Origin of the sequence: Streptomyces sp. BPTC-684, from assembly GCF_030028635.1 — a bacterium.
GTDB lineage: Bacteria > Actinomycetota > Actinomycetes > Streptomycetales > Streptomycetaceae > Streptomyces > Streptomyces noboritoensis.
The window spans coordinates 2523665-2550039 of record NZ_CP124863.1 but is presented as its reverse complement, the minus strand read 5'-3'; the positions used below and the strand labels follow the sequence as shown (position 1 = coordinate 2550039).

28 protein-coding genes and 1 pseudogene are annotated in these 26375 nt (G+C 67.6%); 16 read left to right on the top strand and 13 right to left on the bottom strand.

Going from position 1 to position 26375, the window contains the following annotated elements:
- The first annotated feature begins 36 nt into the window (after nucleotides 1–36).
- From QIY60_RS11390 to QIY60_RS11340, 11 genes are all read left to right on the top strand, one after another.
- Nucleotides 37–267, top strand: coding sequence for a hypothetical protein (locus tag QIY60_RS11390; RefSeq protein WP_283142308.1), 231 nt, complete (start codon nucleotides 37–39; stop codon nucleotides 265–267).
- A 245-nt stretch (nucleotides 268–512) separates the two neighbouring features.
- On the top strand, nucleotides 513–1853 hold the full coding sequence (locus QIY60_RS11385; RefSeq protein ID WP_283142307.1) for a DUF3631 domain-containing protein: 1341 nt from the start codon (nucleotides 513–515) through the stop codon (nucleotides 1851–1853).
- 491 nt (nucleotides 1854–2344) lie between these two features.
- Nucleotides 2345–3163 carry a DUF2637 domain-containing protein gene (locus QIY60_RS11380; RefSeq protein ID WP_283142306.1) on the top strand — a complete coding sequence of 273 codons (819 nt, stop codon included), beginning with the start codon at nucleotides 2345–2347 and terminating at the stop codon, nucleotides 3161–3163.
- 158 nt (nucleotides 3164–3321) lie between these two features.
- Nucleotides 3322–4047: a MobC family plasmid mobilization relaxosome protein gene (locus QIY60_RS11375; protein WP_283142305.1), complete on the top strand. Its 726-nt coding sequence runs from the start codon at nucleotides 3322–3324 to the stop codon at nucleotides 4045–4047.
- 5 nt (nucleotides 4048–4052) lie between these two features.
- Nucleotides 4053–5789: a relaxase/mobilization nuclease domain-containing protein gene (locus QIY60_RS11370; protein ID WP_283142304.1), complete on the top strand. Its 1737-nt coding sequence runs from the start codon at nucleotides 4053–4055 to the stop codon at nucleotides 5787–5789.
- 492 nt (nucleotides 5790–6281) lie between these two features.
- Nucleotides 6282–7535, top strand: coding sequence for a helix-turn-helix transcriptional regulator (locus QIY60_RS11365; protein ID WP_283142303.1), 1254 nt, complete (start codon nucleotides 6282–6284; stop codon nucleotides 7533–7535).
- A gap of 39 nt (nucleotides 7536–7574) precedes the next feature.
- Nucleotides 7575–7880, top strand: a complete 306-nt coding sequence (locus QIY60_RS11360) for a hypothetical protein (RefSeq protein WP_283142302.1) — start codon at nucleotides 7575–7577, stop codon at nucleotides 7878–7880.
- 29 nt (nucleotides 7881–7909) lie between these two features.
- Entirely contained in the window at nucleotides 7910–8113 is a 204-nt protein-coding gene (locus QIY60_RS11355) for a hypothetical protein (RefSeq protein WP_283142301.1), read from the top strand.
- A complete protein-coding gene (locus QIY60_RS11350; RefSeq protein WP_283142300.1) occupies nucleotides 8113–8358 on the top strand; it encodes a hypothetical protein in 246 nt (81 codons plus the stop codon). The genes QIY60_RS11355 and QIY60_RS11350 overlap by 1 nt, the downstream gene beginning before the upstream one ends.
- Entirely contained in the window at nucleotides 8355–8687 is a 333-nt protein-coding gene (locus QIY60_RS11345) for a hypothetical protein (RefSeq protein ID WP_283142299.1), read from the top strand. Before QIY60_RS11350 ends, QIY60_RS11345 begins: the two co-directional genes overlap by 4 nt.
- Before the next feature lie 559 nt (nucleotides 8688–9246).
- Nucleotides 9247–9432, top strand: a complete 186-nt coding sequence (locus QIY60_RS11340) for a hypothetical protein (RefSeq protein ID WP_283142298.1) — start codon at nucleotides 9247–9249, stop codon at nucleotides 9430–9432.
- A gap of 282 nt (nucleotides 9433–9714) precedes the next feature.
- On the opposite strand, the gene QIY60_RS11335 is transcribed toward QIY60_RS11340, so the two are convergent.
- The 7 genes from QIY60_RS11335 to QIY60_RS11305 form a co-directional block, all read right to left on the bottom strand.
- A complete protein-coding gene (locus QIY60_RS11335) occupies nucleotides 9715–10464 on the bottom strand; it encodes a hypothetical protein (protein WP_283142297.1) in 750 nt (249 codons plus the stop codon).
- 4 nt (nucleotides 10465–10468) lie between these two features.
- The gene (locus QIY60_RS11330; RefSeq protein ID WP_283142296.1) at nucleotides 10469–10945 is read right to left on the bottom strand and encodes a hypothetical protein; all 477 of its coding nucleotides are present in this window, start codon (nucleotides 10943–10945) and stop codon (nucleotides 10469–10471) included.
- A gap of 12 nt (nucleotides 10946–10957) precedes the next feature.
- Complete coding sequence (locus QIY60_RS11325; RefSeq protein WP_283142295.1) at nucleotides 10958–13192, bottom strand: glycoside hydrolase domain-containing protein; 2235 nt, start codon at nucleotides 13190–13192, stop codon at nucleotides 10958–10960.
- A gap of 195 nt (nucleotides 13193–13387) precedes the next feature.
- Entirely contained in the window at nucleotides 13388–13888 is a 501-nt protein-coding gene (locus QIY60_RS11320; RefSeq protein ID WP_283142294.1) for a hypothetical protein, read from the bottom strand.
- Nucleotides 13889–13971: 83 nt separating this feature from the next.
- Complete coding sequence (locus tag QIY60_RS11315; protein ID WP_283142293.1) at nucleotides 13972–14502, bottom strand: hypothetical protein; 531 nt, start codon at nucleotides 14500–14502, stop codon at nucleotides 13972–13974.
- Between the two features lie 44 nt (nucleotides 14503–14546).
- Nucleotides 14547–15500, bottom strand: coding sequence for a hypothetical protein (locus QIY60_RS11310; RefSeq protein WP_283142292.1), 954 nt, complete (start codon nucleotides 15498–15500; stop codon nucleotides 14547–14549).
- A 197-nt stretch (nucleotides 15501–15697) separates the two neighbouring features.
- Complete coding sequence (locus tag QIY60_RS11305; protein WP_283142291.1) at nucleotides 15698–16117, bottom strand: hypothetical protein; 420 nt, start codon at nucleotides 16115–16117, stop codon at nucleotides 15698–15700.
- A 520-nt stretch (nucleotides 16118–16637) separates the two neighbouring features.
- Here QIY60_RS11305 and QIY60_RS11300 point away from each other — a divergent pair.
- Nucleotides 16638–17147, top strand: a pseudogene (locus QIY60_RS11300) (tetratricopeptide repeat protein); the annotation flags it as partial.
- A gap of 264 nt (nucleotides 17148–17411) precedes the next feature.
- Here the strand turns inward: QIY60_RS11300 and QIY60_RS11295 are convergent.
- The 4 genes from QIY60_RS11295 to QIY60_RS11280 form a co-directional block, all read right to left on the bottom strand.
- The gene (locus QIY60_RS11295) at nucleotides 17412–18764 is read right to left on the bottom strand and encodes a hypothetical protein (protein WP_283142290.1); all 1353 of its coding nucleotides are present in this window, start codon (nucleotides 18762–18764) and stop codon (nucleotides 17412–17414) included.
- The gene (locus tag QIY60_RS11290; protein WP_283142289.1) at nucleotides 18761–20449 is read right to left on the bottom strand and encodes a DEAD/DEAH box helicase family protein; all 1689 of its coding nucleotides are present in this window, start codon (nucleotides 20447–20449) and stop codon (nucleotides 18761–18763) included. Before QIY60_RS11290 ends, QIY60_RS11295 begins: the two co-directional genes overlap by 4 nt.
- A 740-nt stretch (nucleotides 20450–21189) precedes the next feature.
- Nucleotides 21190–21552, bottom strand: coding sequence for a hypothetical protein (locus QIY60_RS11285; protein WP_283142288.1), 363 nt, complete (start codon nucleotides 21550–21552; stop codon nucleotides 21190–21192).
- 66 nt (nucleotides 21553–21618) lie between these two features.
- Nucleotides 21619–21858: a hypothetical protein gene (locus QIY60_RS11280; protein ID WP_283142287.1), complete on the bottom strand. Its 240-nt coding sequence runs from the start codon at nucleotides 21856–21858 to the stop codon at nucleotides 21619–21621.
- Nucleotides 21859–22151: 293 nt separating this feature from the next.
- Here QIY60_RS11280 and QIY60_RS11275 point away from each other — a divergent pair, with 293 nt between their 5' ends.
- Together QIY60_RS11275 and QIY60_RS11270 are read left to right on the top strand one after the other, a co-directional pair.
- Nucleotides 22152–22940 (top strand): GntR family transcriptional regulator, encoded by a 789-nt coding sequence (locus QIY60_RS11275; RefSeq protein WP_283142286.1) that lies wholly within the window; start codon nucleotides 22152–22154, stop codon nucleotides 22938–22940.
- A gap of 4 nt (nucleotides 22941–22944) precedes the next feature.
- Nucleotides 22945–23703, top strand: coding sequence for a glycosyltransferase family 2 protein (locus QIY60_RS11270; protein ID WP_283142285.1), 759 nt, complete (start codon nucleotides 22945–22947; stop codon nucleotides 23701–23703).
- A gap of 153 nt (nucleotides 23704–23856) precedes the next feature.
- Here the strand turns inward: QIY60_RS11270 and QIY60_RS11265 are convergent, their stop codons facing one another.
- Nucleotides 23857–24780 (bottom strand): FkbM family methyltransferase, encoded by a 924-nt coding sequence (locus QIY60_RS11265; RefSeq protein WP_283142284.1) that lies wholly within the window; start codon nucleotides 24778–24780, stop codon nucleotides 23857–23859.
- Nucleotides 24781–25034: 254 nt separating this feature from the next.
- On the opposite strand from QIY60_RS11265, the gene QIY60_RS11260 reads away from it, so the two are divergent.
- Both QIY60_RS11260 and QIY60_RS11255 read left to right on the top strand, forming a co-directional pair.
- Nucleotides 25035–25403 carry a hypothetical protein gene (locus QIY60_RS11260; protein WP_283142283.1) on the top strand — a complete coding sequence of 123 codons (369 nt, stop codon included), beginning with the start codon at nucleotides 25035–25037 and terminating at the stop codon, nucleotides 25401–25403.
- A 50-nt stretch (nucleotides 25404–25453) separates the two neighbouring features.
- Nucleotides 25454–25957, top strand: a complete 504-nt coding sequence (locus QIY60_RS11255) for a hypothetical protein (RefSeq protein WP_283142282.1) — start codon at nucleotides 25454–25456, stop codon at nucleotides 25955–25957.
- Nucleotides 25958–26060: 103 nt separating this feature from the next.
- Here the strand turns inward: QIY60_RS11255 and QIY60_RS11250 are convergent, their stop codons facing one another.
- The gene (locus tag QIY60_RS11250; RefSeq protein WP_283142281.1) at nucleotides 26061–26309 is read right to left on the bottom strand and encodes a hypothetical protein; all 249 of its coding nucleotides are present in this window, start codon (nucleotides 26307–26309) and stop codon (nucleotides 26061–26063) included.
- Nucleotides 26310–26375: the final 66 nt, after the last annotated feature.

Here is a 26375-nt window from a genome sequence, read left to right as displayed (position 1 = left end):
ACGTTCGCCGAGGGCTCAGTCGTGGATGGAGCGCGTATGCGTGAGAACGAACCCGCCGGCCGGGCGAAGGGAATGAGTCGCGAGGAGCTGCTGGAGCTCCCCGCCGCCGTTGACCTGGAGACCGGTAACCGGGCGCTGGGGCTGGGGCGGAGCAAGGGGTACGAGCTCGCCAAGCGCGGCCAGTACCCGTGCAAGGTGCTGCGGCTGGGCAACGCCTACCGGGTGGTGACCGCCGACCTGCTGAACCTGCTGGGCCTGGCCGCATGACCGCGCGCCCGCGTAGCAAACGGTTCTGCGCTGAGCTGACGCAGAAACGCTGGACTGTGGACAGACGTGGACGTACGGTCCGTGGTCCCTCGCTGTGGCCCAGTGCCCGCGAGAAGAAGGGGGAGAGCCTCCGGCGGTGCAACGCCGGAGGCCCCGGCAACTCCCCTGCACGGCTTGATCTGAACCCATACCAACCCGGCGGCCAGGGCGTGCGAGCCCGCCACCGCCAGACGAGGAGCTGCCCAGTGCAACCCACCAACCCCGAGTCCTATTCCACCCCCGCCCAGGGGATCTGGCCCGCAACGGCCGTCCCCGGCCAGCCCGGCGCCCATCTGCGTGCCGCGCAGGCAGGCAACGCCGATCCGGACCTGGGCGACGACGCGGTCGCTCGCAGCGCCGACGAGGCGGATGCGCCGAGCGGGCTGGAGGCGATAGCCGATGCGGAGCCGACGGTCGGCTCGAAGCTGCTGGACGAACTGCGTGCGCAGATCTCCCAGTTCGTCATCCCGCCCTCATCGGAGGCGCTGGACGCGATCACCTTGTGGGTGGCGGCGACGCATCTGCAGCCCGCGTGGCAGCACGCCCCGCGCCTGGCGGTGGTGGGGCCAGCGAAGCGCTGCGGCAAGTCGCGGCTGCTGGACGTGCTGACCGAGACGGTCCACGATCCGATGCTGACCATCAACACCACACCGGCGGCGATCTTCCGCTCGATAGACGAGGGCAATCCGCCCACGCTCCTGGTGGACGAGGCGGACACCATCTTCGGCACGCCGAAGCAGGCGGAGAGGAACGAGGAGACGCGGGGCCTGCTGAATGCCGGTCACCAGCGGGGCCGGTACGTGACCCGGGTCGTCGGCAACGACCACACCCCGCACAAGTTCGCCACCTTCGCCATGGCAGCCATCGCGGGGATCGGCGACCTGCCCGACACGGTCATGGACCGGGCGGTAGTGATTCGCATGCGGCGCCGGGCCGAAGGCGAGAAGGTCAAGCCGTTCCGATCGCGGCGCGACATCCCGGCTCTGCATGATCTGCGCGACCGTATCCACGCGTGGGCCGGGCCGCTGCTGGATGAGGCCGCGGACCTGGAGCCGGACATGCCGGTCGAGGACCGCGCTGCCGACACTTGGGAGCCCCTGGTCATCGTCGCCGACCTGGCTGGCGGGCGCTGGCCCCGCTTGGCGCGGGTCGCGTGTGCGCGGATGGTCGCCGCCGAAGCGGCGGCGGAGGAGGACCACCCCAGTGGTGCGCGGATCCTGGCCGACATCCGCCGGGTCTTCGTCGCTCAGCGCGAGGTGGACAGCCTGTCCACCGAAGACCTGCTCCACCACCTGCGCCAGGACCCCGAAAGCCCGTGGGCGGAGTGGGGGCGTGGCGGGCTGACCGCCCGTGAGCTGGGCAGGATGCTGCGCGAGTTCGGCATCAAATCCGGCAACGTCCGCATGGCCGACCGGACACAGCGCAAGGGCTACATGCGCAACAAGTTCCTCGACGCCTGGCGGCGCTACTGCCCCACCGTCCACCCAGTGGACACCCCGCCTGTTCCCTCAGGGAACACCCGGCCTGCTGCCCTCGGCGAGGGCTGAGCCCCTTCCCCTGGTTGCCGTACTTGCCGTCCCTGCCGTGATCTCGCAGGTCACACGGCATAGCGGCAAGACTGCAGCCGGGGTCAAGACGGCAACGCGATCACGACATGCGTGCCGCACTCCCAGACGCTGCCTGCATCCGTCTTGTGCCGTCCTCCGCCGTCCTGCCGTATCGCCGCAGGTCACAGCCCTGCCCGCCAGGACGGAAGGCACAACGCCACCGTCCTGGCCGGACACGGCCGCCCCACGCGGGGGCTTCGGCATGACGAGCGGCCGGAGCCCCCTCGCGGCAGGCCATGACGCCGGGAGCGCCGCCAAGACGGAAGACCCACGCCGCTGCCGTACCCGCTCTGACCTGCGATTGCAACGGCAAGACGGCCAAGACGCACCACACCACCACCCAAGGAGTACGCCGCTTGACCCTCCACTTCCTCCCCCGACCACCACACCACCCTTCACCGGGCGACCGGCGTGACGAAGGACGTCCCGCGATGGCCAGGCACGATGCTGAGCGGTACGCGCTCCTCGCGGCGGGAGTCGTCATCGTGGTCCTGACCGCCGGTGCGTTCTGGCTCTCCTACGCGCACTTGGCCGAGGTCGCCGGCCAGCACGGGCTGGCCGGTTCACCAGCCCGCCGCTGGGCCTGGCCCGCCACCCTGGACGCGTTCATCGTCGCGGGCGAACTGCTCATGCTCCGCGCGGGCCTGCGCCGCGTCACCGACAGGTGGGCCATCGCCGTGACGGCCATCGGGTCACTCGGCTCCATCGCACTGAACGCGGCCGGGGTCAGCGGCGCGGGCAATATCAGTGAGGTGCCGTGGCTCGACTACGTGGTCGCCGCGGTTCCCCCGACCGCCGCGATGCTGGCCTTCGCCGTCCTGATGCGCCAGATCCACCAGCTCGTCGACCACCCCGCCGCCCGCCCGGATCCCGCACCCCGCGAGGTGCGGGAAGGCTCCGGTCAGACGCTAGATCCGGCGACCGCCACCGTCCACACCGTCGAGCCGTCGGCCGAGCGCGCCCAGCCCAAGGAGCCGCCACCCGCCGCATCCGTCCAGGCGCCGGAACCGTCTTCCGAGGTTTCGGAGAGCAAGCCGCGCGGTGGCCGCCCGCCCAAAGCAACGATCGAGGAGCTTGCGCAGATCGGCCGGACCGCCGCCTTCGAGCACCGCAGGCTGACCCGGAGCCTGCTGCGAAAGGCCGTCAAGACGAGGGAACTGACGATCAGCAGCGATCGGCAGACCGAGGTGATGGAGATCCTCCGGCCGGAACTCGAAGCCGCCGGGATCACCGTTTCCACCAGGGGCTGACGGCCCGCACCGGGTGACCGGAACCCTTCCGGTCACCCGGTCACTGTCCCGCGCGACGCCTACTTGTCCACACCTGTGGACAGGGCGGTGGCCGCCTCCTCGCCCAGGCCACGGTCCCCGCCATCTACCTGCCCCCAGCCCTGTCCGGAGAACCACCCATGACGCACGACCCGCACCACCCTGAAGACGCCCCCGACGAGCCGTTGCCGCTGACGAAGTCCCCGACGCTGAAGGAGCGCTGGCGCCGCGCGTTCGGACGGGCTGCCCCTGGCGGAGCCAGTAGTACCCCGAGTCTGACTCAAGGCCGGACTTCGGGGATCTCCGCCCCGGGGGTGGCGGAGACGGCCCAGCACCAGGGGGCGCCGGACCAGCAGGTCGGGGCCGAGGGCAGCCCCGACCCGGACGAACTCCACGCCGACCAGCGCGAGATCCTGCGCCCAGCCCACGCCTCCGAGACCGCCGCCGGCGAGCCCGCCGTGAAGAGCGTCCAGCCCACGATCCGCCGGTACACCGGCGACAAGCGAGCAGAACGCGTCGGTCCCCTGCGCTTCACCCCCGACGAGCTTGTCGGCGTCCAGAAGGCCGCCGCCGAGCACGGCTACAAGGGCGACTCCGGCTTTGCCGCCGACGTCATCCTTGCCTTCGTCACCGGCCGGTTCACCGCCAACCTGCCGTTGTCCGAGGAGCGCCGCCGCACCCACATGTTCCGCGCTCAGGTCCTGCGCCAGCTCAACCGCATCGGCGTCAACATCAACCAGATCGCCCGCGCCCTCAACAGCGACCTCACCCCACCCGACATACGCCAGGACCTCGATGAACTCCACCACCTGCTGGAGCTGATCGCCGAGGCCCTGCGAGAGCCCGCCGACCCGACGGAGGTCTGACCGGAATGATCGCCGCCATCAAGGCACCCGGGGCCAACACCCGCGGGCTGCTCTCCTACCTCTACGGCCGTGGAACCCACGACGAACACTTCGATCCGCACATCGTCGCCGCCTTCGCGATGCTCGGTATGCCCGACCCCGGGCGCGACGAGAACGCCACCCTGACCGAGCTCGGCCACTACCTGGATGAGCCCGTACGGTTGCGCAACAGCGAGTTCGGCCAGCCGGTCACCGGCCACGTCTGGCACTGCCCCGTCCGCGCAGCCCCCGAAGACCGCTACCTCTCCGATGCCGAGTGGGGCGAGATCGCGCAGCGCATCGTCGAAGCCGCCGGCATCGCCCCGCCCGGCGACGACCTGGCCTGCCGGTGGATCGCCGTACGCCACGCGGATGACCACATCCACATCCTCGCCACCACCGTCCGCGAAGACGGCCGCCGCCCCAAACTCCACAACAGCGGGACCCGCGTCGGCGACGAGTGCCGCGAGATCGAAAAGGACTACGGGCTCAGGCAGTTGAAGAAGGGCGACGGCACAGCTGCCCGACGCCCCACCCAGGCCGAGATGCACAAGGCGAAGCGCCTCGGCTGGGAACAGACCAGCCAGCAGTGGCTCGAAGAACGCATCCGCGCCGCCATCCCGCACGTCACCGACACCGAGGAACTGCTCACCTACCTTGAAGCCGACGGCGTCCTGGTGAAGGCCAAGCGCGGCCCCTCCGGGGATCTCCTCGGCTACGCCGTCGGCCGTCCCGGCGACGTCAAGAAGGGCGGCGAGCAGATCTTCAAGGCGGGCGGGAAGGTCGCCCCCGACCTCTCCCTGCCCAAGCTGAAGGCTCGCCTGGAAACCAGTACGCCAGAGGAGCACCCCACCGCCCGCCGCACCTGGCCCACCACCCCCTGGCACCAGGCCACCGACGCCCTGGACACCCTCCACACCCAGCTCACCGACACCAGCACGGGCGACGGAGCAGACGCGCGGGCCCAGGCCCACATCACCGCCCTCGGCGAACTGATCGAGGCAGCAGCACAGAAGTCTCCAGTGCACTTGCGTGCCGAACTCGCCGCCGCATCCAAGGCGTTCTTCCGCGCCCAGCGATCCCAGATCCGGGCCGAGGACCGAGCAGCCGACGCCGTACGCGTCGTCGCCCGCGACATCATCCACACCGCCACCGGTCCGGAGGGCAGCGTGCTGGCCGCTCTGCTCGCCGCCCTCGTCTGGGCGACCATCCTGTCCAGGCGCTGGCACGAGGCAAAGGAGCACGCCCACCAGGCCGACGCCGCGCACCAGACTCTCCAGTACCTCCAGGCCGCCGCCGACCAGGCTCTCGCCCCCGCGCTCGTCGCCTTGGAGCGTCGCCGGCCGAAGGAAGAGGCCCGCCGCATCCTGGCCAGTGACGTCCGTGCTGCCGTCCCCGACCACGCCGACCGCATCCTTGCCGACCCCGCCTGGCCCGCCCTGGCCGCCGTCCTCGCCGACGCCGAGGCCGGCGGCCACCAACCCCACCAGCTCCTCAAGGAGGCCGCCGCCACGCGTGAACTGACCACCGCCCGCCAGCCCGCCCGCGTCCTGATCACCCGCATCCAGCACACCAGCCGCAACCCCGCACCCAACCGCCGCGCCGAAGCCGCCCGCCGACGCTCGACCACGTGGACACCAACTGCAGGCAGTACGCCGCCACCCGCACCGCAGCCGACCACCGCTTCCACTAATCCAGGGCGCGACAGCCACCCCCGGCGGTAGCGAGCAGCAGGCAAGTGGGGCCCTGGGTTAACCGCAGGGCACCCCACCGTCGTCATCCAGCCGAGGTGTTTACCCGCAGAGCGGCGTCCAGGTGCTGCCGTACTGGCTCGTAGAGCCCGTATGGCACGTAGCTGGGGATATCGGCGAGTGTCACTCAGGCGAGCTCGTCCAGCTCGTCGGTGACCCCGACGTAGGCCGTACCGCTGACAACTGGTACTGCCCCCCTCTCCCTGGAGAGGGGGGCAGTACCAGCTCAGAGGGCCCCGCGCTACTGTCTGCGGCGCCCCGGTGTCAGCGGCCGCCGCCCACGAGGAAGGGGCCCTGGCCGAATTGGCGGGGCTCCTCGTTGTCCGAGGCGTTACGCGGTGAACTCTCCGCGCTTGGTGGCGGCCGCGAACAGACCACCGGGGTGGCCGCACCGGACGTCATCCCCGCATTTGCAGGGGTACCGTTTCGGTAACTGGCGAATTCCGGAACGGAGTTGGTTCAACCATGCCGTACGAACTGGAGGAGCAGGAAGCCATCGGCCGCCGCATCAAGCGGCGCCGCCTGGGCCTGGGCAAAACCCAGGCCGACGTGGCGGCGGCCCTCGGGAAGACGCAGGGCTGGCTCTCCCGGGTGGAGGGCGGCCGGATCGAGCTGGACCGCGCCGCGCTGATCAACCAGTTCGCGGCCGTGCTGCACTGCCACCCCAACGATCTTCTGGGCAGGCCCTACGTAGGGACGGTAGAAGAGAACCGGTGGCAGATCGCGGCGGCAGCAGTCCTTCGGGAACTGCGCCGGTACGACCTCACGCCTGTTTTCGACGGCGTTCCCCGCGGCTCTGGCGAGCTCTGGGACTGGGTACGCCGTCTGCACCGTCTGGGAGACGCGGCGGCGCACGGGGCGGCGCTGAAGGAGCTGCCCGATCTGTTCCGTGAGGCGCGTGCGCTGGCCGAGGTGTCCACGGGCCATGAGCGGGAGGAGGCGTTCGCCGTCTACGCGGTGTGCTGCAAGGCCACCCACAGTGCCGGCCACGCCCTGGGGCACCCCGAGCTGATCGCCATGGCCACCGAGCGCGCTGCCTGGTCGGCACAGCTGTCCGGCGATCCGCTGATGCCCGCGATGGCGAGTTACCTACGGGCGTGGGACATGTGGGCCACTGCCGACTGGGACGACTCCACCGCCGTCCTCGACCGGGCGCTGGCCGACTTCGAGCGGGAGACGGACCGGGGGGACCAGCTCGCGCTGCGCATGTGGGGAGGGCTCCACCTGCGCGCTGCCGTAGCGACGGCCCGCAACAGCGATCCGCAGGAGTCCACGCACCGTATCCGCCTGGCCAGGGAGGCGGCGGAGCGCGTCGAGGCGTACGAGGGGCCCTTGGTGTTCGACCGGCAGTGGGTCAGGTTCTCCAGCGGGAACGTCACGATCCACGGCGTCGCGGTCGCGGTGGAGGCGGGGGACCACGTACGGGCCCTGGAGCTCAACGCCGAGGCCGACCAGGAGCAGATCCGCGAGCTGCCGAACTCCCGGCGCGGCCACCACCATATGGACCTGGCCCGGGCCTGGCTGTGGAACGGCTACCGGGAGCAGGCCCTCGACGAGCTGCTGAAGGCCGAGCGGCTGGCGCCCCAGCTGATCCGCAACCACCCCATGGCGAGGTCCACGCTGCGGCAGATCGTGTACGCGGAACGGGCCGCGACGCGGGAGAAGCTGCGGGGCATGTCGAGCCGATTCCACCTGGATGACCAGACGGTATTCCCCTGATGCATATTGACCGCCCGGCGCGTTCGTACCGTCCCTGGCATGACGGTACGACGACGCACAGCCCAACAGTCCGCCCAGCGACGTGAGGTGGCCGATGCCGGATGGATTCCCAGGCGCGGTGACCTGGCCTACGACAAGGCCACCGACCGCACCGGCGTGATCGTGGCACTCCCCGAGGACACCGGCGCTCCCGTCTACCACCTGCGCCCCCGGCGCGGCGGCGACGGCTGGCCGGCACGCCTGGATGACCTTCAGCCCCGCGGGGACACCATCGACGACCAGGGCCTGACCACCGACGAGGCCGGCCGTCCGCCGCTCGACGGGCCGCAGGGGGTGCCGCAGTGAGTGCGCCCGCACAGGGACGGCGAGACGGCGTGGACGGCCCGGAGTACGTAGTGGACACCGCGAACGGCAACAGGGTCGGGGTGGTGGAGGAGCGTTACGAAGCGAGCGTGTTCCTGCGACCGCCGGGCGGCGGGACCCAGTGGGCCACGGCGCCGGAGTTCCTGCGCCACCTCACCCGCGAAGAGCTCGCGCAGGCGCGGGTGCTCGACACCCCGGTGGGGGGTGGGCGCTGATGTGGGCACTGCCGGTAGGAGTGCCCACGGGGCCGGAGTACGACTCCGTGCCCGTCAGCGACGTGGACCCGGGCTACGGCCTGGAGCCGGTCGGCGCACCGGGGTGCGACCTCTGCGCCGCGTGGCTTGCTGAGCGTGAGGTGGCCCGCCAGGACCGGGAGCACCGGCGGGTGCGGCAGGCGGACGCGGAGCTCGGCCGCCACCCGGGCCACCAGGGGTGGCCCGGTGGGGAGGTGTTCCGGTGAGCGTTCGGAGCATCCTGCGGGGGGTGGTCTACCGGCTGCTGCGGCATCCGGACAGCGAGGTGACACTAACGGCTCGCTGCATGTCCGGCGACGGCTGCGGGTGGGAGCTGGAGGCGACCGGCGACCTGGGCGCCGGGGGTGTCGCGATCATGTCGCACACCGCCCGGACGGGTCATGCGATCTTCACGCGCAGGCTGGAAGACATGGCGTGCGTCGTGTTGGCCAGCCTCCAGGAACAGGACCGGCGAGTCGCGGTCAACCGGCTGGAGCGGGCCGTCGGGCCGTGTGAAGCGGACATCGGAACCGAGCACGCGCGGGCCGAGACGTGAAGCGGCACAGCGAGGCCCTGGCGGTGACGGCGTGGCCCGCTGCATCGTGATCACTGCGCGCCCCGATGACCTCGGATACCACCATGAGGTGGTGCGTGATGCCTGGTCCGGCCGCTGTGTCACCCTGCGCTGCCCCGGGGCGCGTTGCTGGCGGCTCGTGTACGTCGACAGCAGCGACCGCATACCCGCCCATGACCGGGGCCACCGGCCTCATGGCCTGTGCGAGCTGTCCGGCATGCGGGTCATCGACCGCGCTCGCCCCGACTCCCGTTCCCTGGTGAGGTCACGCTGCATGGGTGCGTGATCCGTCCCGGCCAGGGAGCGAGTTCACCTCCCGTTCTGGCGCACGGTTGAGGTCCGTTCCGCCGGGACGGGGGCAGGGCCCACCTTGGGGACCCAGCGGGGACCCGGTCCCCGGGGGGCAGTTCGGCACAACCCGTGTGTTGATACCGAAGGAGGCCCATGATGGGCAGGGACGAAGTGAACGGTTATGACGTGGCGGGCGAGGAGATCATCACCCCGGCCGAGCCGCCGCAGGAGCCCGAAGGCGAGACCGGAGATGACGAAAGGTAGCGGCGACGGGAGCGCCCGCGCGACGGCCCGGAAGTTCTTGAAGCGCGATCTGCCGGAGAACTCCGAGCTCTCCTGGCTGTGCCAGATCCACCAGGACCCGGATGCCATGAAACTGGTACTGCGCACGGGCTACATGTGCCTGCACTGCCAGCGTGAGCGTTCTCGCTCCTGATCCCGTGCCGCTGCCAGGCTCCCTCCCGGCGGCACGGTTCCCGGCCCCGGTCGGCGCTCTCCCCCGAGCGCCGGCAGGGGCTCTCCGCAGCGGGATGGAGCTCGGGGCGGCGTTCCGTCACCGGCCACACGCCAGCCACCCGCCCCGAGCCCCGTCACCCTACCGACCGGCCTGCCGGGCCCCCTCTGTCGGGTAACAGGTCGTGGTCGGCTCAGTAGCTTTGCCCTGTCACTGGTGAAGCTGCGCCTCACCTGTGACGGGTGCGTGAGGCGTCGGGGCCGCTCAGCGGTATCGACTGGCCTGGCGCCGCCGGGAGGGAGCCGTCACATCGGGTACGGCCCCGGCCCCTGCTCCCGGGGTTTCGTCCCAGGCTCGGATCTTGGCCGAGACCCGTTCCAGACGTGCATCACCGGGACGCGTGGTGAGGTAGAACAGGCCCTCGTAGGGGCGGCGGTCGTCGCCACCCCAGCGGACGGTGCCTTCGGTGTCGGCGATGATGTCGTGGATGGTCTGCTGCTGGAGTGCGGTGAATCCGCCGCGTGCGCCGGGCGGGTAGGAGCCCGGACGGATGACGATGGCGGTGCCGGACGCCTGGTTGGACTCCGGGAGCCTGCTGTCGCGGACCGCCGACGGTGCGACCCAGCCTTCGACCGGGTTCGGTTCGCCGTGCAGGCCGAGTGTGTCCACCTCGTAGTGGAAGCGGCGGATCACATGCAGCAGAACGGCTTCGGTAGCTCCCATGCGCACGGAGACCTTCAGGCCCGTTCCCGCCACGTGGCGGGTGACGATGTCTCCGCCGTCATCAGCAGCCTTCTGCATCTCCCACCCGTTGGCGGACGGCCGACCGGTGAGCAGGCGGCGTTGCCGGGCTTCAGCGCGGCGAAGAGCCTCTTTGAGTTCGTCGTTCCTGAGGGACTGCGGCGCGGCGACGGCCGAGGTGGCGAGGAGTCCGGTGGAGAGGAGGCTTGTGGCGGCGGTGATCCCGGCCGTAGCAGTGAGAGCGTTTCTGCGGGTTATGCCGGTGGGGCTCAACAGATCAGCCTTTCTTCCGTGTTGTCGTGCGCTGCTTGTAGTGGAGAACAGCGGCCGTGAGGGCGCCGGCGAGCGCGAGGAGCAGCAGGGTGGCGACGGACGGGTTGATGTAGCCGGGGATGACGACGGAGTAGTCGTGGCCGTTCGATGCCTCGCACACGAGGCGGAGTGGGATGAAGTCGCCTCTGCGGCCGACCAGGGTCGGCGTTCCCGCAGGGCGGTGCAGCTCGCACGCCTCGGCCTGTTCCTGGTCTTCGAGGAAGACGACGTGGAGACATCCCCAGAGGTACACGGCGAGTGCCGCGGCGGCCGCAAGCAACGACGCGTCCCGCCATGCGGTGATCGGGGTGTACTGTCGCCGGGTTTCTCGTGCGAGCCGTGAGGCCAGGTAGCCGATCAGGCTGATGAGGATCGCCGCGCCGACGAGCAGGATGGTGAACAAGGCTGTGTTGTTGTGCCCTTGCCACGGGTTGGATGCCATGATCATGGCATATCAGGACTCGCGGATGATGCGGTTGTACTTCTCGAAGATTGCGTAGAGGGGCATTCTCAGCTTCGCGTCGGCGACGGCCTGGTCACCGAAGCCTTGGTAGCGGCGGAGGATTTCGAAGGTCTCGGTGTCGGTGTAGTCGAGATCGGAACGGCGCATGGGGGCTTCGGCGTGGTCGCCCGGCTTGCCGTCGGCCGCCCAGATGTGCATGTGGGGGACGGTGGTCAGGTTGAACACGTTGTCCTGGTTGACCTTCTGCCACATCGTCCACCGGTCGTCGTCGGAGGTGGGATTGAGGATATCGCCTTCCAGGAGCCCCGCGCCGATGGAGTTGTTCCGCGCCAGGATGCCGGTGCGCCCGGAGATCTTGGCGATGCCTGTGCTGCTGTCGACCAGCTGCTCGATTTTCGGCAGGTCCTTGGCCCAGTCCGGGAGGTGCCCGGTGTGGTACACCACCACCCCCGCGTCCTCGGCCACGTCCTTGTTGCTGTAGTGGCAGAACTCCCAGAACGCCGACGTCTGGATGAGCGCCTTACGCATCCGGTACCGGCGCGATGCCGAGGAGATAGCCGCGTCGTGACTCATGATCGTTTCGAGGCACTGCTGACGGGTGTAGACGTAGCCCGTTCCCCCGGGCCTGCCGATCGACGCCATGTAGTCGTCGACTTCCTTCAGCAGCGCGGCCCAATAGCCCATGTTGAAGCCGATGTCGAGCTTCTGCGACGGAGGGGGGTAGAAGGCGCCCTGCCCGGTGTCGCGTCCGGAGGCGATGTTGTTGTCGATCTCGATCTTGCCGTCGCCGGAGCCGATGGTCTTGGTGACGATCTGGTCGAAGGCCCAGTTGTCCGGCATCGTGTAGCCGAGGTTGCCGGAGAAGCCGGACGACATGTCGGAGACGAAGCTGGTGTCCGCGTAGCCGGCCGCGGAGATGCGGGAGCACGCGTTGCGCGGGCCGTAGACCCCAACCTTGTAGGGGCTGCCCAGCTTGACCATCTGATCCTTGACGCTACGGAAATACGGCAGGATGTACGAGGTGACCTCGTCGTCGACCGCGTCGTAGTCGACCGCAAAATAGATGCGCGTGCCGGGCTTGAACCCGTGCTCCTCCGCCTTGAACGCCGCGTTCATGCAGTCCGCGACTCCCTGCGCCACGCTGTAGTAGTCCACCGAGCGTGCCCACGTCTGGTAGATCGGGAAACAGCGCAGCCCGTACAGCTGGAGGGTCGCGAGCTCGCCCGGCTGGATCTCCTTCTCCGGCAGACTCGTGGTGGAGGGGTTGTACAGGTAGCGGCCGATGTACTTGTAGCCGGCGTCCTTCAGGGCCTGCGCCCGGGCAGGGGTGATCTTGGTGATGCCATCACAAGCCGCGCCCTGACGAGTCTGGTCGCCGTAGGAGACCAGCAAGGAGGACCACGTCCGGAAGTCGGCCTGGCCGTTGACGGCGAGGTTCATGAACGCCTGGAACGCGGTGACGCTGTCAGCGAGTGAGGAGGTGAACGAGGCCGAGAAGTCAACCTGGCGCTTGTTGAGCACCATGGCTGCGGTGAATAGCTCGACCCACACCCCGGAAGAGCCGGTGGACAGTGTGTGATTCTTCAGGCCGGCCTGGGTACCAGGTCCGAAAGCCCCGTTCGCAACGCCGTCGGCCATGCCCAGCTCGTACTGGATGGCCAGCAGCATCGACTTCGCGACGTCGCGGGAGTGATGGCCGTCACAGGGGATGATGTAGTAGTCCTTGCGCTGGACGTACTGGCCGTTCAGCCATTGCTGGATGGAGCGGATCGTCTCGGAGCCGCTGTTGACGGAGACATAGGCGTCCATGTTCAGCAGGCCCTTGAACACCTTGGGCGTCAGGTCGCTGTCGGGAAAGGGGCCCGCCACCCCCATGTCCGTCTTCAGCTTGATCATCGCTGCCTGGACACGTGTGCCGTACTTGCCGTCGATGTCCCCACCGTCATAGCCCTTGCAGTACATCGCGGACTGGATGATCCGGCAGAAGTTTTCCGACGGCATGGTGGAGGCATTGAGCTTCGGGTACTTCGATATGAGGGCCGTGAGGGTGGTGGGGCCGAAGCTGTTCGACTGGGGAGCTATGCCGAGCTCCAGCTGGAGGGCTCGGGTGAGGGCGAACATCGTGTTCCAGCCCGTCCTCCCGTCCTCGGTCACCGTCATCCCGATCCGTTGCCCGTAGACAGAGTTCACGAACTTCTGTGCACGGAGCACCATTTCATCAGCCACAACAATCCTCTTCCTTGGTGAACGCGGGCATGCTCGGCCTCCGATCAGCGGTGGAGGCGGCAACAATGTGGGCCGGAGCAGCCGGTGCGGAGATCTTGTGTCGGGTGTGGTCACCGGGGCGAGATCCCGCAGGGGGCCAGGTCCCTCGAAGTGCCGCTTCGACGACCAGTTCGTGGGCGGACACTGCGGCTGGGGTCAGTGATAGATGTCGATGACGATGCGGCTGGGGGACGTGAGAGTGGAGACCTTGTAGCGCGAGTAGTCGCCAAGGGAGAGGCCGAACGTCGTGTGGCCTTCGAATCCGCCCGTCATCTGGATGCCTTTGAGTGACGGCAGGGAAACGGGCTGCACGGTAGGTGTGGTGTAGGCGTATCCGTCAGCGGGGCTGATGTCGAGCAGGAGGTAGTTCTTGGCGGTGATCGCCAGGTGCTTGAACTCCCCGGTGCCTCCGGGGCTGTAGGTCCCGTCAGGGGAGACCTCGGCATGCACGGCGGTCGGCAGGGTGTCCCGGCTGACGTCGAAGACGAGGCGGTCGTAGTCCGGGTGGCCGCCGGTGCGCGCATCCAGGATGCACATGTTGTCGCCGGACGGGGTGCTCGGGGCAGCGGCTTGGGCGGGGCCGACGGCCACCAAAGCGACGACGGCCACCGCGGAGAGCAAGGCGGAGGCTGCGCGGGCAGCACGTAAGACAGGCATCGCGATTCCTTCTGTTCGGTGGAGTGGGCAGACGGGGGCCGGGGGGAGAAACTGGACCTCCCCCCCGGCCGTCTTCGGGGGTGTTACTTGCCCGCGAGACCCAGGTTGATCCCGTCACGCAAGTTGGACGGCGCTTGGGCCAGGTCACTTCCGTACCGCACGCACAGCGACCGCGCCTTCGTCGCCTGCGGGTTGGTGGAGCAGTTCGCCTTCTGGTATCCGCTGAAGGCGCGCGCTGTGACCTGTGCCTGCTCCCGCAAGGTATGGAAGCCCTTGCTTCCCTCGATCTCCTTGAGAGCCGCCTGGGCAATGGTCTGGAGGGACTCGCCCGCCTTGCGGCAGGTGTCGGTGAACAGTCTCTTGTCGGCCGGTGCGCAGGGAGAGTTGGTGCCCTCGCCGTACCGGGTGAAGTAGCTGTCGAGCTGCTGGCTGATGGCGCTCTGCACCTGCTCAGCCTTCTTGCCCGCCTCGGAGATGGGCGTATCCGCAGTGATACCGGGCGCGTCAGTGGGACGCGCCGGCGAAGAGGCCGAGGGCCGCGGCGTGGACGACTCGCAGCCGGTGACGGCCAGCGCCATCAAAGAGAGAACGATCGCGGTGATGGCGGGCCGCACTGGGGGTATGCGCCGTGGACACACGGTCTCTTTCACCTGCCGGACTAGTGCACTGTGGAGAGCTGGAGGGACGCACGGCGTACGAGTTCGCCGAACGACTTGCTGTCCGCGGCGAGGGCCTTGCTGTTCTGCGCGATGAGCTGCCGCTGCATCCTTGATTCGACAGTGAACCATGTGCCGACCAGGTTCGAGGAGTCCTTGCACCGCACGTCCGTCTGGGCCACCGTGATCTCGGCGCGGCTGGGCGAAGAGCCCTGGATGGTGTCGAGCGGGTCCAGCGGCGTCTTGTAGGTGTAGCCGCTGCGTGCCATACAGGCAGACCAGCGGGTGAACGCCGCCTTCACCAGGGGGTTCTCCTGCGAGCGGACGAAGCTCGTGTTGTTGATTTTTTCTGCGATCTGCTGCCGGGCCTCTACCTTGAGCTTCCGCTGGGCCTCCCCGGCACAGCCGCCGGACGGGATCTTCTGACCAGCGAACGCGGCCCCGGCCCTGACACCAAGCGCCGGGTCCTGATCACCGATGAACACCCTGTTCTCCGCCTCGGACATCGGCTTGCGCCCGGCAGCGACGGCGGCACGGGGAGCCACGCTCGCAGGCAGGTGGTACCCGTCCCTGCCAGCACCGGCCAGGTCGGAGATGCCGTACCGGCGCCCCCTGTTGGCGCCGTTCTCCTGTGAGTCGAGCGCCTTCTGGCTGATCGCAGGAGGCTGGTACTGGAAGCCGAACCGTGCCATGCAGTCCTGCACGAACTCGGCTGACGCCTTGGCGATCCGCGCATCCTCACCGGCCTTGGGCAGGTACGTCTCGATGGGGAGGGCCGGCATACGGCTGCTGGCGATTCTCGCAACGTCCGCGTCGGTGCTCTGCTCGGTCACCCCCAGGGACGGCTGCGCCGCGTCGTGGGAGTCATGTCCGGATCCAGAGGACGCCCAGCTGGTGGTGGCGATAAGGCAGGCCGCCGCCGCGGGTATGAGGACTAAGCTGCGTGCGAATCTCACGAATTACTCCTTTGTAGCGGGCAATAACGTTCCCGAGCCGGACTGGCAAATGGAGCCAATACGCGGAAACGCCGGTCGAAAGGAAGGGCTTCTAGTGTCGTGTGATTACGTCACCGTTATCTCTGTGGCCCGTAACGCCGCTGGTCAGCGGGCCTGCTGAGATGTCATGCGGAGTATGCGATCAGGAACACGCGACACTAGCCCCCGAGGACCATCTGCTGGGAGGCGTTCTCGTTGTATGTGGCGTTGAGGTTTCCGTACCACTTGGCGGAGCCCTGGTAGCCGTAATACGGGAACGAGTCCCAGGTCCCTCCCCATCCGCTCTTGAAGTACACCCGCACTACATAGTCGGAGTAGTTGTAGGCCGAGGCCGCCGCATTCTTGACCGGCTTGTTCTGGCCGTCCCGGCCGTCTGCTTCGAAGTAGTAGCGAGCGCACCCCCGGGAGGAACAGTTGGTGAGGTCTACGTCGTAATTATCGACGCTTCCGAAGATGCAGCGTTTTGAGCCCGTGTTGTTCGAGTGGTAGTAGAGGCCGAGGCCGGGCCAGGAGACGCCGCGTCCGCACGTGACCTTGGTGCCGTCCGGCGGGGGCGCAGCGATTGCAGGCGTGGACACTGCCCCGGCTAACCCGAGACTGGCGACAGCAACGGTGAGGAATCTACGCAGGTTCATTTCACTCCTACTCTGGACATTGGCCGGATGGCGTCACGTGAACGCGGTGCCAGCGTCCGGCATGCCCTCGATCGTGAACGCAACTTGTGGCGCGTCATGGCGTTGGCGCTACGAATGCACGATCGCGGTGATCCGGACATTCTTCGCATTCACCTTGACCGCGTGGCGGGGTGAACCCGGCCGGTTACGAATACTTGTACGAATCGGCTGGCTCCGCACCCCCTCCCGCCTCGACTGGCCCATTTCAGCCCTGGTACGGCGCATTCCCCCATGACCGAGGGCAGGAATCAGACTTTTACCAGCCTGATCGGCCCGCGAGATGGATTGACGAGGAACTATTTGCTATTTTCCCTGGCTCCCGGAGGGCCTCCGAGCCCCGGCCCGTCGGCTGCTCATCGCAGGACGCAGGATTCCGCAGGAAGCCCTGCGTACCGAACTCCTCCTCGACGTCCCCCTGCTCTGCGAGGGCGCCGCCCAGCGCTACTACCGAGTCGGCTACCAGCTTGTCTGCGAGGCTGACCCGCACGGCCATGCCGCCTGGATGATGCGCGCCCTCGCCCACCAGGCCCTCAGCCTCAAACAGCCCCATCACTGCGTCGGCCTCGCCGAAACTGCCCTCGCCCAGGGCATCGGCCACATCGACGGCCAGACCGAGGCCCTGCTGCACATCACTCACGCCCACGCCTATGTGGCTACTGACGAGAAGCCCGCTGCCGCACGCGCCCTGTTCGCCGCAGAAGACGCCCTTCTGCGCGAGGACGGCCCGCAGTCGAGCTACTCCCGCGTCAGCGGCCCGGCGGCCGGCACCGTGGCCAGCCACACCGCCCGCACCTTGACCGATCTCGCCGATCACGTCGGCACCGAACAGCAGCACCGCGATGCCCTGGTCCGCTGGGACCCCGTGAAGTACAAGCGCGTCCATGCCCTGACCTACGCCGATCTCGGCGACAGCATCGCCGCCCAGGCTCGCGCCGTCATGAAGGTTCGAGCGTTGGTTTCGGAAACCGGAGAGACGACGGGCGGCGGGGAAGAATCCCACCAGCGTGAGGAGCTTCCGGGTCGAGTAGGTGGGCCAGCCGTTGATGGGTGGATGATGGAGAACGCGGCGATGTTGGCCAGCGCGAGCGAATGGATCTATGGGCCGACCACCCGGCTCTACGGCTGCCCTGAAGATGCTGGACTGGACAGTTGCGTCCCCCGCCCGGATCGTAGGCGGGGGACGCAACTGTGCTTTGATTTAAACGGCCTGGGAACCAATGACTCGCAGGTGAGCACCCTTCTGGGAAGCAACCAACTTGGCCAGGGCATTCACGGACTCCTGGAGTTCGATGATCTCCCGGACTAGTTCTTCATCGGCAATATCTGCCAGAGGTGACTCGCTGACAGCGGCGATGCTCTTTGCTGTGCTGGTTAGCGCTTTGCGGACGCGTGCCCGTTGCTCTTCTGCCAGCGCCTTCGGGTCAGCCTCGATAGTTGCGGTCACGAGTTGTTGGACGGCCTCGTACGCCTCAGCGACCGACATGCCAGGATTTTCGTCACCTGGCCGCTCGACGCTTGTGAGGTGACGTTTTGCTTCGGCTTGGAGGTCAGTCGGGGCTTCGATGATCTGGCCGGAAGGAGTCTTCAGCTTCCCCTCCTCTGCGATGCGGCGCACATACTCAAGCTGGTCGGCCTTCTTCGTTTCGTTGGACACGGCCTTCTTGAGGTGGGGGACTTCAGCCACGGTCCTAGCCATCGCAGTTTGGAGTTCCGGGTCGTCCTCCATTCGATCCACGAGTGCTTTTCGAGCAGCTTCAGCCGTCTTGGGATCGCCAAGGATCGCAGTGCGCATGGCGGCTGGGTTCTTGGCCACCTTCATCGCTTCGGTATAGCTGGTCCCCGCAACCTCCGCCTGCTGTGCGATGCTCTCGCGACGGTCTGTAGTCTGTTCGTACTTGGTGAAGTACTCGGCCCACAACTCCGGGGCAGGCAGATCAATGCTCTGACCAGGGCTCAGTTCTTGGAAGGTCGGGACCGTACCTGCTGCCGCTGCGCGCTCCCATGCTCGGTAGAAGCGCATCACGCGTGCTGCGGTCGTACCAGCCATGAGTGCGAACCGTTTGGCTGGCACCTTCTCGAAGGGCTCGCATCGCTGCTCGTTCTCCGCCGACTGGCCAGCGGCCCCCGGCTTAACGCTGCGGGCAACCATGAGGCCGAATAGCCATCCTCCGGAGCGCGCGTACGCGCCGAATTCGTGTGCATCCGTTTCGACAGGGCCTAGTCCGTTGGCTCGGCGCACGGTATCCCGGAGTGCCTCGAACGGGACCCCGATCTCTCGCGCAACCAAGCTGAGAGTCTCGCTATCGTCTCCGATCACCCGCACGATCTCGACGAGTGTCTGTCCTAGCCCTGCAGTAGGTGCTGTCGTGACGAACGACTCGAACGTGGCGTGCTCAACCTCCTCCCCTCGGGGAGTTGTGAACTGGCGCCACGACTCTTCTTCCAGGACTCTGCGGATCAGGCTGGGGGCCGTCCCCAGTCCGTTCAGCGTCGAGCGCAGGGAAGAGCTGAGAGAGTTGACCAGGACGGCATTGCCGTCGGAAGTGTTCATTGCTTCTCCTTCAGCCACCGATCCAAAAGCGCGATGCGCTTGAGGAGCGAGTCCATCGTGGCAGTCTTGGTGGTGTCGCCGAAGTGCCTGTTCATTTCGGCATGGATGTGCTCGTGAGGTTTGTTGATGGCAATGGAGTATTTCCCGACCTTGCGCTTCAAGAGCCGTCGCACCTCATGCTTGCGGTCAGCCAACGGCGTTTGACTGCGAGTGGCTGTCTGTTGGCCGGGAACTGAGGGAGACGTGGCGCCTGCGGTGCGGAGGAGAAGAGCTACATACTCGGGTGTCGTGCCTCGGGGGGCCGCCCCGGCCTTGTTCATGACGCTCTTGGCGAAGACCATTTCTTCGGGGGTGATGGATTCGCCACTCGCGATGGTCGTGTGATGGATCGCTTGTGAAGACCCGACGGTCTCGAAAGCGGGTACCAGAGTGAGCGGCTCGTCAGACTCACCGCCATCCCCATCCTGGATCTCGCGGACGCGCTTCTCTTCGTCGGCAAGAACCGCGTCGACAGTCTTCTCGATGTCCTGAGCGTAGTTGAGAAGCGGCTGGATCGAAGGAATGAACAGACGAGCCGTCGTCTCGTCTTCCTCTCCGCGCATACGCACGAAACGACCAGCGACCTGGATGAAGAACATCTGGGTTCGAATGCGGGAAGCGTAGACGCCCACGGCCAGACGGGGGATGTCCACTCCTTCAGCGACCATCTGGACCGCTACGATCCACCGGCTATCGCTGTCGGTGAAGTCCTTGATGACCTGTGATGCCTCAGGTTCGTCCGAGACCGCGATAGCAGGCCGCTCTCCGGAGATCTGCTGGAGGATGTCGGCGTACGCCCTGGCCGCGCTTTGGTCGAAAGCGACAACTAGCCCTCCAGCATCCGGAGTGTCGATCCGAGCCTGAGTCAGAGCGGCATCGGCCTCGCGGAGTACAGAAGGAATCCATTCCCCGTTGGGATCTAGAGCGGCCTTCAGGGCCGGCGGCACTGTTGTCTCGTCGGTGTCGACGAGCGCAACCGAGGTAACGGACAGCTCCCCGGACCTGCGCCACTTCGACTCACCGTCCATCGCCGGGAATACGGCAGGTCGCACCACGCCGCCGTCCGCCAGAGCCATGCCGTAGTCGTAGTTGTAGCCGGGTACCGCGCGTCTGTCCGTGTACTCCACGAACGGGATGGGCGTGCCGTCCGTGCGGAACGGAGTGCCCGACAGCAGCAGGCGACGTTCGGCTACCTCGAACGCCTGCTTCAGCGCGGGGCCCCACTTCTGATCGTCGCCCTCGCCAGCATGGTGGATCTCATCGAAGACCACCAACGTCCGCCTGCCGGAGCACAGCTTGCGCCACAGGAGGGGCTCGCTCGCCACAGCGTGATAGGTGACCACGACGCCGTCGAAGTCGGAACCAACAACCCCGTTTGCGTTGACGAACCGGTGATCGAGCTGGATGCCCTTCCTGCTGGCAGCCTGGGACCACTGGCGACGGAGATGCGCTGTAGGGGCAACGACGACCATCTTGTCGATCGCGTTCTGGGACATCAGGTCCTCGGCGATGGTCAGCGCGAACGTGGTCTTGCCCGCTCCAGGCGTCGCCACCACCAGGAAGTTGTTGCCAGCGCCACCGTTTCGACTGTGGTAGCGCTCGCGCGCCTCCTGTTGCCATTCACGCAGGCCAAACGCATCTGCCATGGAGCCCGATCCCTTCTTCAGATTGCAGTCCGGGCAGAGAGCCTGCCCGTTGGTTACATCAGTAGGGCCTCCACCGGACCACGAGTTCACATGGTCACCGTGCCAGCCTGGAAGCAACTCGTCGCCACACGCCACGCATCGCCCGCCTGTTGCTAGGAATAGGGCGACACGCTCTGCACTGTTGAACCTGCGCCGCCGATCACGAGGGACATCAGATGCTTCCTTCATAACCACGCAGGCTATCCGGCAGGTCTGACAACAGAGCTCGGATCACGGCAAACTGGCTGATCATCAGCCAGTACGTGCATGTGTCTGATCGGGAGTGCTCGCCGAGGCGCCTCGACCTCATGGTCCGTGAGCGCGTCGGCAGTCTGGTGCCGATGGAGGTTCTCAGCTGAGGCGGGGCAACTCTCTCGGGAGAGCGGCCGCTGCGTGAGCGCTGCGTGAGCGGACGGGACAGCACCCGTTGGATTGAGTGTCACGTCGGCGAGGCCGACAAGTCTCTGACCAGGTAAAACCGGATCGAGCGTGATCACGGATCACCGCCCGTCATGATCTTGCAGGCCCTCGTAATGCGTAGGTCTCGGGTTCGAATCCCGAAGGCGGCTCAGATAAAGCCCGGCTCAGACACTGTCTGAGCCGGGCTTTTCTGGTTTCCGGCGACAGCGGCTGATGACCGGGCGATTCCAGCCCGGGGCGGTGGGCTGCGTTGACCCGTCGACCGCTGCCCCGGGTGAAGCTCAGGAGACCTGTGGGTGGTGCCAGGCGCGGTACTCCTCGCGCACGTACGCGCGGAAGTCCTCGGCGCCGGCCAGCTCCGCTCCCCGGAAGGTGAGCGAACCGTGCTCGGCGTCGTACTCGGCCAGGTCCTCCGCAGCCCGGACAGCCGTGGTGATGGCCTCGGTGGCAACTAAGGGCGTCGCGGTGGCGGTCTCGTGGAGCGCGATGCGGTCCAGGGCGGCGGCCCTGCGGAGCCGGAACTCGCGGTCCGCCTCCGGGCCGGTCGGCCGACTGGTGGCCCGCTGGGCGATCCACGTGATCTCGGCTCCCACCTCGGGAGCGTTCGCGTACGCGGCGTCGGGTCCGCTCGGTTCGTTGATCATCGGGCGTCCTCCGCGGTTCTGTTCGGTGGGACTCGTGGCGTCCACGGGGGCGGGGTCGGACAGGCCCTAGCGGGTCGTCAGTGGTGCGGCGTTCTTGCCGCCCGCCGCCACGAGGAGGCCCCGGAGGTCGCCACCCAGCGCGGCCACCCGGCGCTCCATCGCGTCCCAGGAGTCGCTGTCGATGGCCATCAGGGCGGCGACGGCGATCGACACCTCACCGCGCTCCAACGCGGAGACGGCGTCGCGGAGGCCACCGACCGCCATCAGGGTGGGGCGCTCGGACTTGGCCGAATTCAGCTCGTCCATGTGATGTCTCCCTCGTTCACGGTCAGTTGATGGAACCGGCTATGGCGCTTTTGGAGGCGGCCATGATGACGCGACTCCCTCCGGGGTCAGCGGGTGCCTTCGTGGTGGAGGCGGGTGAAGGTGTTGCAGAGGCGACGCCGGACGCGGATCCGCTTGGCGCAACTCCTTAAGAGGTCTTGTCCTCAGGTCCTCTTGATGAGTTTCCAGGAGTGTGGCGGACGGCTCTCGACTCGTCAAGACCTCTTGATGACTCGTATGCTGATCGAGGTCGTACGACGGGAACGGTGAGTACGGTGGCAAAGGTCTACGAGCGGATCGCGGATGAGCTCAGGGAGTCCATCCGGGCGGGTCAGCTGGCTCCGGGGGACCAACTGCCCACGGAGGCAAAGCTTTCCGAGCGATTCGGGCGAAGCGTGCCGACGATCCGGGAGGCGCTACGCCTCCTGAGGGATGAAGGACTGGTCGAGAAGCAGCACGGCCGCGGCAACTTCGTACGTCGCCCGCGCACGACGGTGGTGCGCTCGAACGTCCGCCACCAGTGGGAGAAGGACCGGGCTCGCCAACCGGAGCCCAAGCGGTTGCAGACGGGCGCCACGGAGCACGACACCGGGCTGACGGTCGACGACCTCGTCTTCTACGCGTCGTACCGCGAGGCGAAGGCGGACGCGGAGTTGGCGGAAGCCCTCGGAGTCCCAGAGGGAACGCTTCTCCTTCAGCGCACCTACCGGACCCGGTACAGCGCCGAAACGGCGCCGTTCAACCTCGTGACGTCGTATCTCATCCACGATCTCGTCGCGGGCAACCCGGCCTTGCTGGACGAGACCAAGGAGCCGTGGCCCGGCGGCACCATGAACCAGCTCTTCACCATCGGCATCGAGCTGGGACGCATAGAGGAGCGAGTCACCGCGCGCCCGCCGACGCCGGAAGAGGCGGAGGAGCTTGAGCTCCCGCCCGGGACGGCGGTCGTGCTGCTCCGGAAGACCTCGTACGACATCGACGACCGGCCTGTGGAGGTCTCGTACGTCACGGTGCCCGGCGATCGCACGGAAATGATCTTCAATACTCCACTGGAAAGGTGGTGACGCCGTGCCCCGGCGCATCATCGTCGTGACCGCTGTGCACCCGCCGTCCGCCACGTTCCTGTCCGAGGCGTACAAGTCGCTCTGCGACCAGGAGCTCCCGGACGGCTGGGAGTGGCACTGGGTCATTCGCGAGGACGGCCGCAGCGAGGACGTCGCCCCGCACGTCCCCAGCGACCCGCGTGTGACGTTCCGGCAGGGCCGCGCCGGCGGTCCCGGTGTGGCACGGACGATGGCGCTGGCGGACGCGGACGGCGACTACGTCAAGATCCTCGACGCCGACGACCAGCTCGCCCCCGGCGCGCTCGCCCGTGACCTGGCCGTTCTCGAATCCGACCGCAGCATCGGCTGGGCGACGTCCCGGGTGCTCGACCTCCTGCCCGACGGTTCGACCCTCGGCTTCGACCAGGACCCGGAAGGCGGGCCGATCGAGCGCGGTGAGGTGCTGCGCCACTGGCAGGAGCACAGCTACCGCGCGCAGGTGCACCCGGCGACCCTCTTCGTACGCCGTGATCTCCTCGTCGCGCTCGGCGGGTGGATGGCGCTTCCGGCCTCGGAGGACACGGGTCTGCTGCTCGCGCTGGACGCCGTCAGTCGCGGGTACTTCACGCGCGAGGTCGGGCTCATCTACCGCAAGTGGGAAGGGCAGTCGACCAGCCAGGCGGCCCACACGGACACCACGGAGCGCGATGCGCGCATGGCGGTGGTGGAGGCCAGGGCGACGGCCCTGTCGCACTTCCAGTGGCACTTCCCGACGACGGACTGACCAGCGCTACGGATTGACCGGCGCTTCGTCCGATGGCGGAGAGGGCTTTGGCTGATCCGGGGATGCCCGCCGACGAGCTGATCGGTCTGGGAACGCAGCTCGCTCAGTCGCCGCGCGACACGCTTCGGGTGGCTGTGAGCCGCCCCGACCTGGTCAGGGGAGGCTCTCGGCGTCGACGCGGGAGAAGACCAGGTCGCTCTCCGAGTCGACCGGCGCGCGCCACCGAATCGGCACCGAGGCGGGGCCGCTGAGGGCGGCGGGGTAGGACTCCGGGGCGTAGTCGTTGGTCAGACGGTACGTGTGAAAGCCGTGCTCGTGCATGGTGGCCAGCAGCTCGGTGACGTCGTCGCCGAGCTGCCGCATGCGGTCGGGGGTCACCTCGACGGTGATCTCCGCGTCGGGCCGGAGCTTGCCGAGGATGGGGGCCAGGCCCCGTACGACGCTTCCTTCCGCACCCTCGACGTCGATCTTGATCACGCGAGCGTTGGCGATCTCCTGCGGGGCAAGGATCTCGGGCAGGGGGTGCGACTCGATCTCGAACGTGGACTCTGCCGGGCCCTCGTACGGGACGGTGCTCGTCGCGCCCATGTTCCGCGAGCTGGCCAGGATGAACTTCAGCATCTGATTTCGGTCGGAGACCGCGGAGTTGACCGCGCGGATGTTGCCGCAGCCGTTCAGCCGGGCGTGCTGGAGCACCCGGCGATGGAACGTGGGGGAGGCCTCTACGGCCACCACGCGACCCGCCCCACCGACAAGGCGTGAGGCGAGCACGCTGTAGTAACCAATATTGGAGCCGACGTCTATGAAGGTGTCCCCGGGACGCAGTCGACGCCCCAACCACCGCGTCATGTGCGGTTCCCAGATGCCGTACATGTACAGGTACCGCTGGATCAGGTCCGTCGTGTCGACGGCGAAGCGCGCGCCGAAGCGGGTGCGGACCACGCGTTGCCGGGGGTGATCTCGCAGGCGTGGGTTCAGGTAGTGCGCAGAGAGCGGAGCCTTGCCGAGTGCTGTGGGGGCGTGGCGCAGGTAGCCGCGCCCCACCGTGACCAGAGCCTCTGACACGGGATTGCTCATGCGTCCACCTCTCCGCGGGTCTCACCTGAACCGTAACTCTGGGAGTGTGTATGCCCCCAGCGCCCGACTGTGGCGCAACGAGCCCGTGCCCTCGGTGCGTTGCAACGCCCTTCGCGGTGTGCTCCGCCGCGCTGCGATGACCTCTCGGCGCCGTGGGTTCGCTCGGATCCGCCAGCAGCCCGCGAACCGCAGAGACTGCGTCACGCGCGGCACAGCCTCTGCCAACGGCCAGAGCCCGCTGATCCCTCCACGCCATGGAGCGGAGCCGCAATCGCTACCAGCTCCTGACCAGGTGGGACGACAAGAAGATCGACGCTTACGCCGACTACGTCGACGCGGTGAAGGCGAAGATTGCCATGGCCGTCCGGCTCTACGAGTTCAGGGAGGGCATGCGCCAGGAGGAGAGAACGGAGCGCGAGCTCCGCGACGACCTGGCGGATGCCTCGCTCACCTGGGGGCGCAGCTTCGAGCGGGTCATGTTGCTCGGTGGGGACGATGCGATCGAGGCGGCGCACGAGCTGAACGTCGTCCTCGCGGAGATCAACCTGACCGGATTCAAGGGCTGCACTGGTTTGTTGGCGCTGGACCTGTCACCCTGCGGCACAACCGTTGCCCGGGGCTAACAACGGGTGCTTATTTGATCACTGCGGTCTGGGATGACAGGGAGATGGCGATGAGCGAACCCGCCGGCACTGAGCAACTGGCCACCTCGCAGCGCGAGATCGGTTCGACGTCCGAGGCGGCTTTCAGGGAGAAGCACGCTGCACGTGCCCGTAGGGCCTTGGACCGTGCCGCGGCTGCGTGTGCCTACGCCGGCATCGAGGAGCGCGATGCCCGAGCGGTGCCCAGGGAACCCGCCGAGAAGGTCGCCAACGCCCTCCGCCTGTCTGCTCAGGTTCTCGGGGAGCTGGCCCACAGCCCCCTGGATCCGGCAGCAGACGCACGCTGCGCAAGGAACGCCGCCGCTGCCGCCGCTGTTGCTGCTCAGATCGCCCGAGACCACGGTGGCGCCACTGAACTCTCCGTCGCAGCCTATCGAGCAGCCCTGAAGGCATCGCAATCCGCCATGCAGGCGGCGGGGAGCGAGGGAATGGGCAGGAACGAGGCACTGAACGCGAAAGCGGATACGGCGGAGGCGGATGCCTTTCTCGCCGCCAAGGCGGCAGGCTGGCTCTAGAAGCTGGCCGCAAGCCGGCCGGCGTCGCTGGGCAAGGTCGCGACCCGGCGACCCGGCGGCCCGGACAGCCCGCAGCCCACGAACCCCATTTCCAGCGGAGCGCTCAGTAGTAGTCCTCGTGCTTCCGGTCCCGCCCCGTAGGGGTCAGTTCGGTGCGTTCGAACTGCACCGTGTAGTCGTAGTCGTCCACCATGACCGCGTAGGCGGGGGGGACCGCCGGGTCGCGGGGTTCCGTGATGCCGAGGATCGCGCCGAGGCGGCCCGCCAGTTCCGGGCGGCGGGGGGAGTGGGTGATGCGTACTTCGGCGTAGAAGTGGAACGCGTCCCCTTGGGGCTGTTCGGTCTGTTCCATGGCGGTCAATCCGTTTCCTGCTGTCTCGGCGGCTGTGGCGCCATCCACTGTCTCAGTTGGCTCACT

Coding starts and splice junctions, on each gene's coding strand:
- QIY60_RS11390 (WP_283142308.1), top strand. CDS start 37: ATGCGTGAGAACGAACCCGCCGGCCGGGCGAAGGGAATGAGTCGCGAG.
- QIY60_RS11380 (WP_283142306.1), top strand. CDS start 2,345: ATGGCCAGGCACGATGCTGAGCGGTACGCGCTCCTCGCGGCGGGAGTC.
- QIY60_RS11375 (WP_283142305.1), top strand. CDS start 3,322: ATGACGCACGACCCGCACCACCCTGAAGACGCCCCCGACGAGCCGTTG.
- QIY60_RS11370 (WP_283142304.1), top strand. CDS start 4,053: ATGATCGCCGCCATCAAGGCACCCGGGGCCAACACCCGCGGGCTGCTC.
- QIY60_RS11365 (WP_283142303.1), top strand. CDS start 6,282: ATGCCGTACGAACTGGAGGAGCAGGAAGCCATCGGCCGCCGCATCAAG.
- QIY60_RS11360 (WP_283142302.1), top strand. CDS start 7,575: ATGACGGTACGACGACGCACAGCCCAACAGTCCGCCCAGCGACGTGAG.
- QIY60_RS11350 (WP_283142300.1), top strand. CDS start 8,113: ATGTGGGCACTGCCGGTAGGAGTGCCCACGGGGCCGGAGTACGACTCC.
- QIY60_RS11340 (WP_283142298.1), top strand. CDS start 9,247: ATGACGAAAGGTAGCGGCGACGGGAGCGCCCGCGCGACGGCCCGGAAG.
- QIY60_RS11330 (WP_283142296.1), bottom strand. CDS start 10,945: ATGGCATCCAACCCGTGGCAAGGGCACAACAACACAGCCTTGTTCACC.
- QIY60_RS11320 (WP_283142294.1), bottom strand. CDS start 13,888: ATGCCTGTCTTACGTGCTGCCCGCGCAGCCTCCGCCTTGCTCTCCGCG.
- QIY60_RS11295 (WP_283142290.1), bottom strand. CDS start 18,764: ATGAACACTTCCGACGGCAATGCCGTCCTGGTCAACTCTCTCAGCTCT.
- QIY60_RS11290 (WP_283142289.1), bottom strand. CDS start 20,449: ATGGCAGATGCGTTTGGCCTGCGTGAATGGCAACAGGAGGCGCGCGAG.
- QIY60_RS11285 (WP_283142288.1), bottom strand. CDS start 21,552: ATGATCAACGAACCGAGCGGACCCGACGCCGCGTACGCGAACGCTCCC.
- QIY60_RS11280 (WP_283142287.1), bottom strand. CDS start 21,858: ATGGACGAGCTGAATTCGGCCAAGTCCGAGCGCCCCACCCTGATGGCG.
- QIY60_RS11265 (WP_283142284.1), bottom strand. CDS start 24,780: ATGAGCAATCCCGTGTCAGAGGCTCTGGTCACGGTGGGGCGCGGCTAC.
- QIY60_RS11260 (WP_283142283.1), top strand. CDS start 25,035: ATGGAGCGGAGCCGCAATCGCTACCAGCTCCTGACCAGGTGGGACGAC.
- QIY60_RS11255 (WP_283142282.1), top strand. CDS start 25,454: ATGAGCGAACCCGCCGGCACTGAGCAACTGGCCACCTCGCAGCGCGAG.
- QIY60_RS11250 (WP_283142281.1), bottom strand. CDS start 26,309: ATGGAACAGACCGAACAGCCCCAAGGGGACGCGTTCCACTTCTACGCC.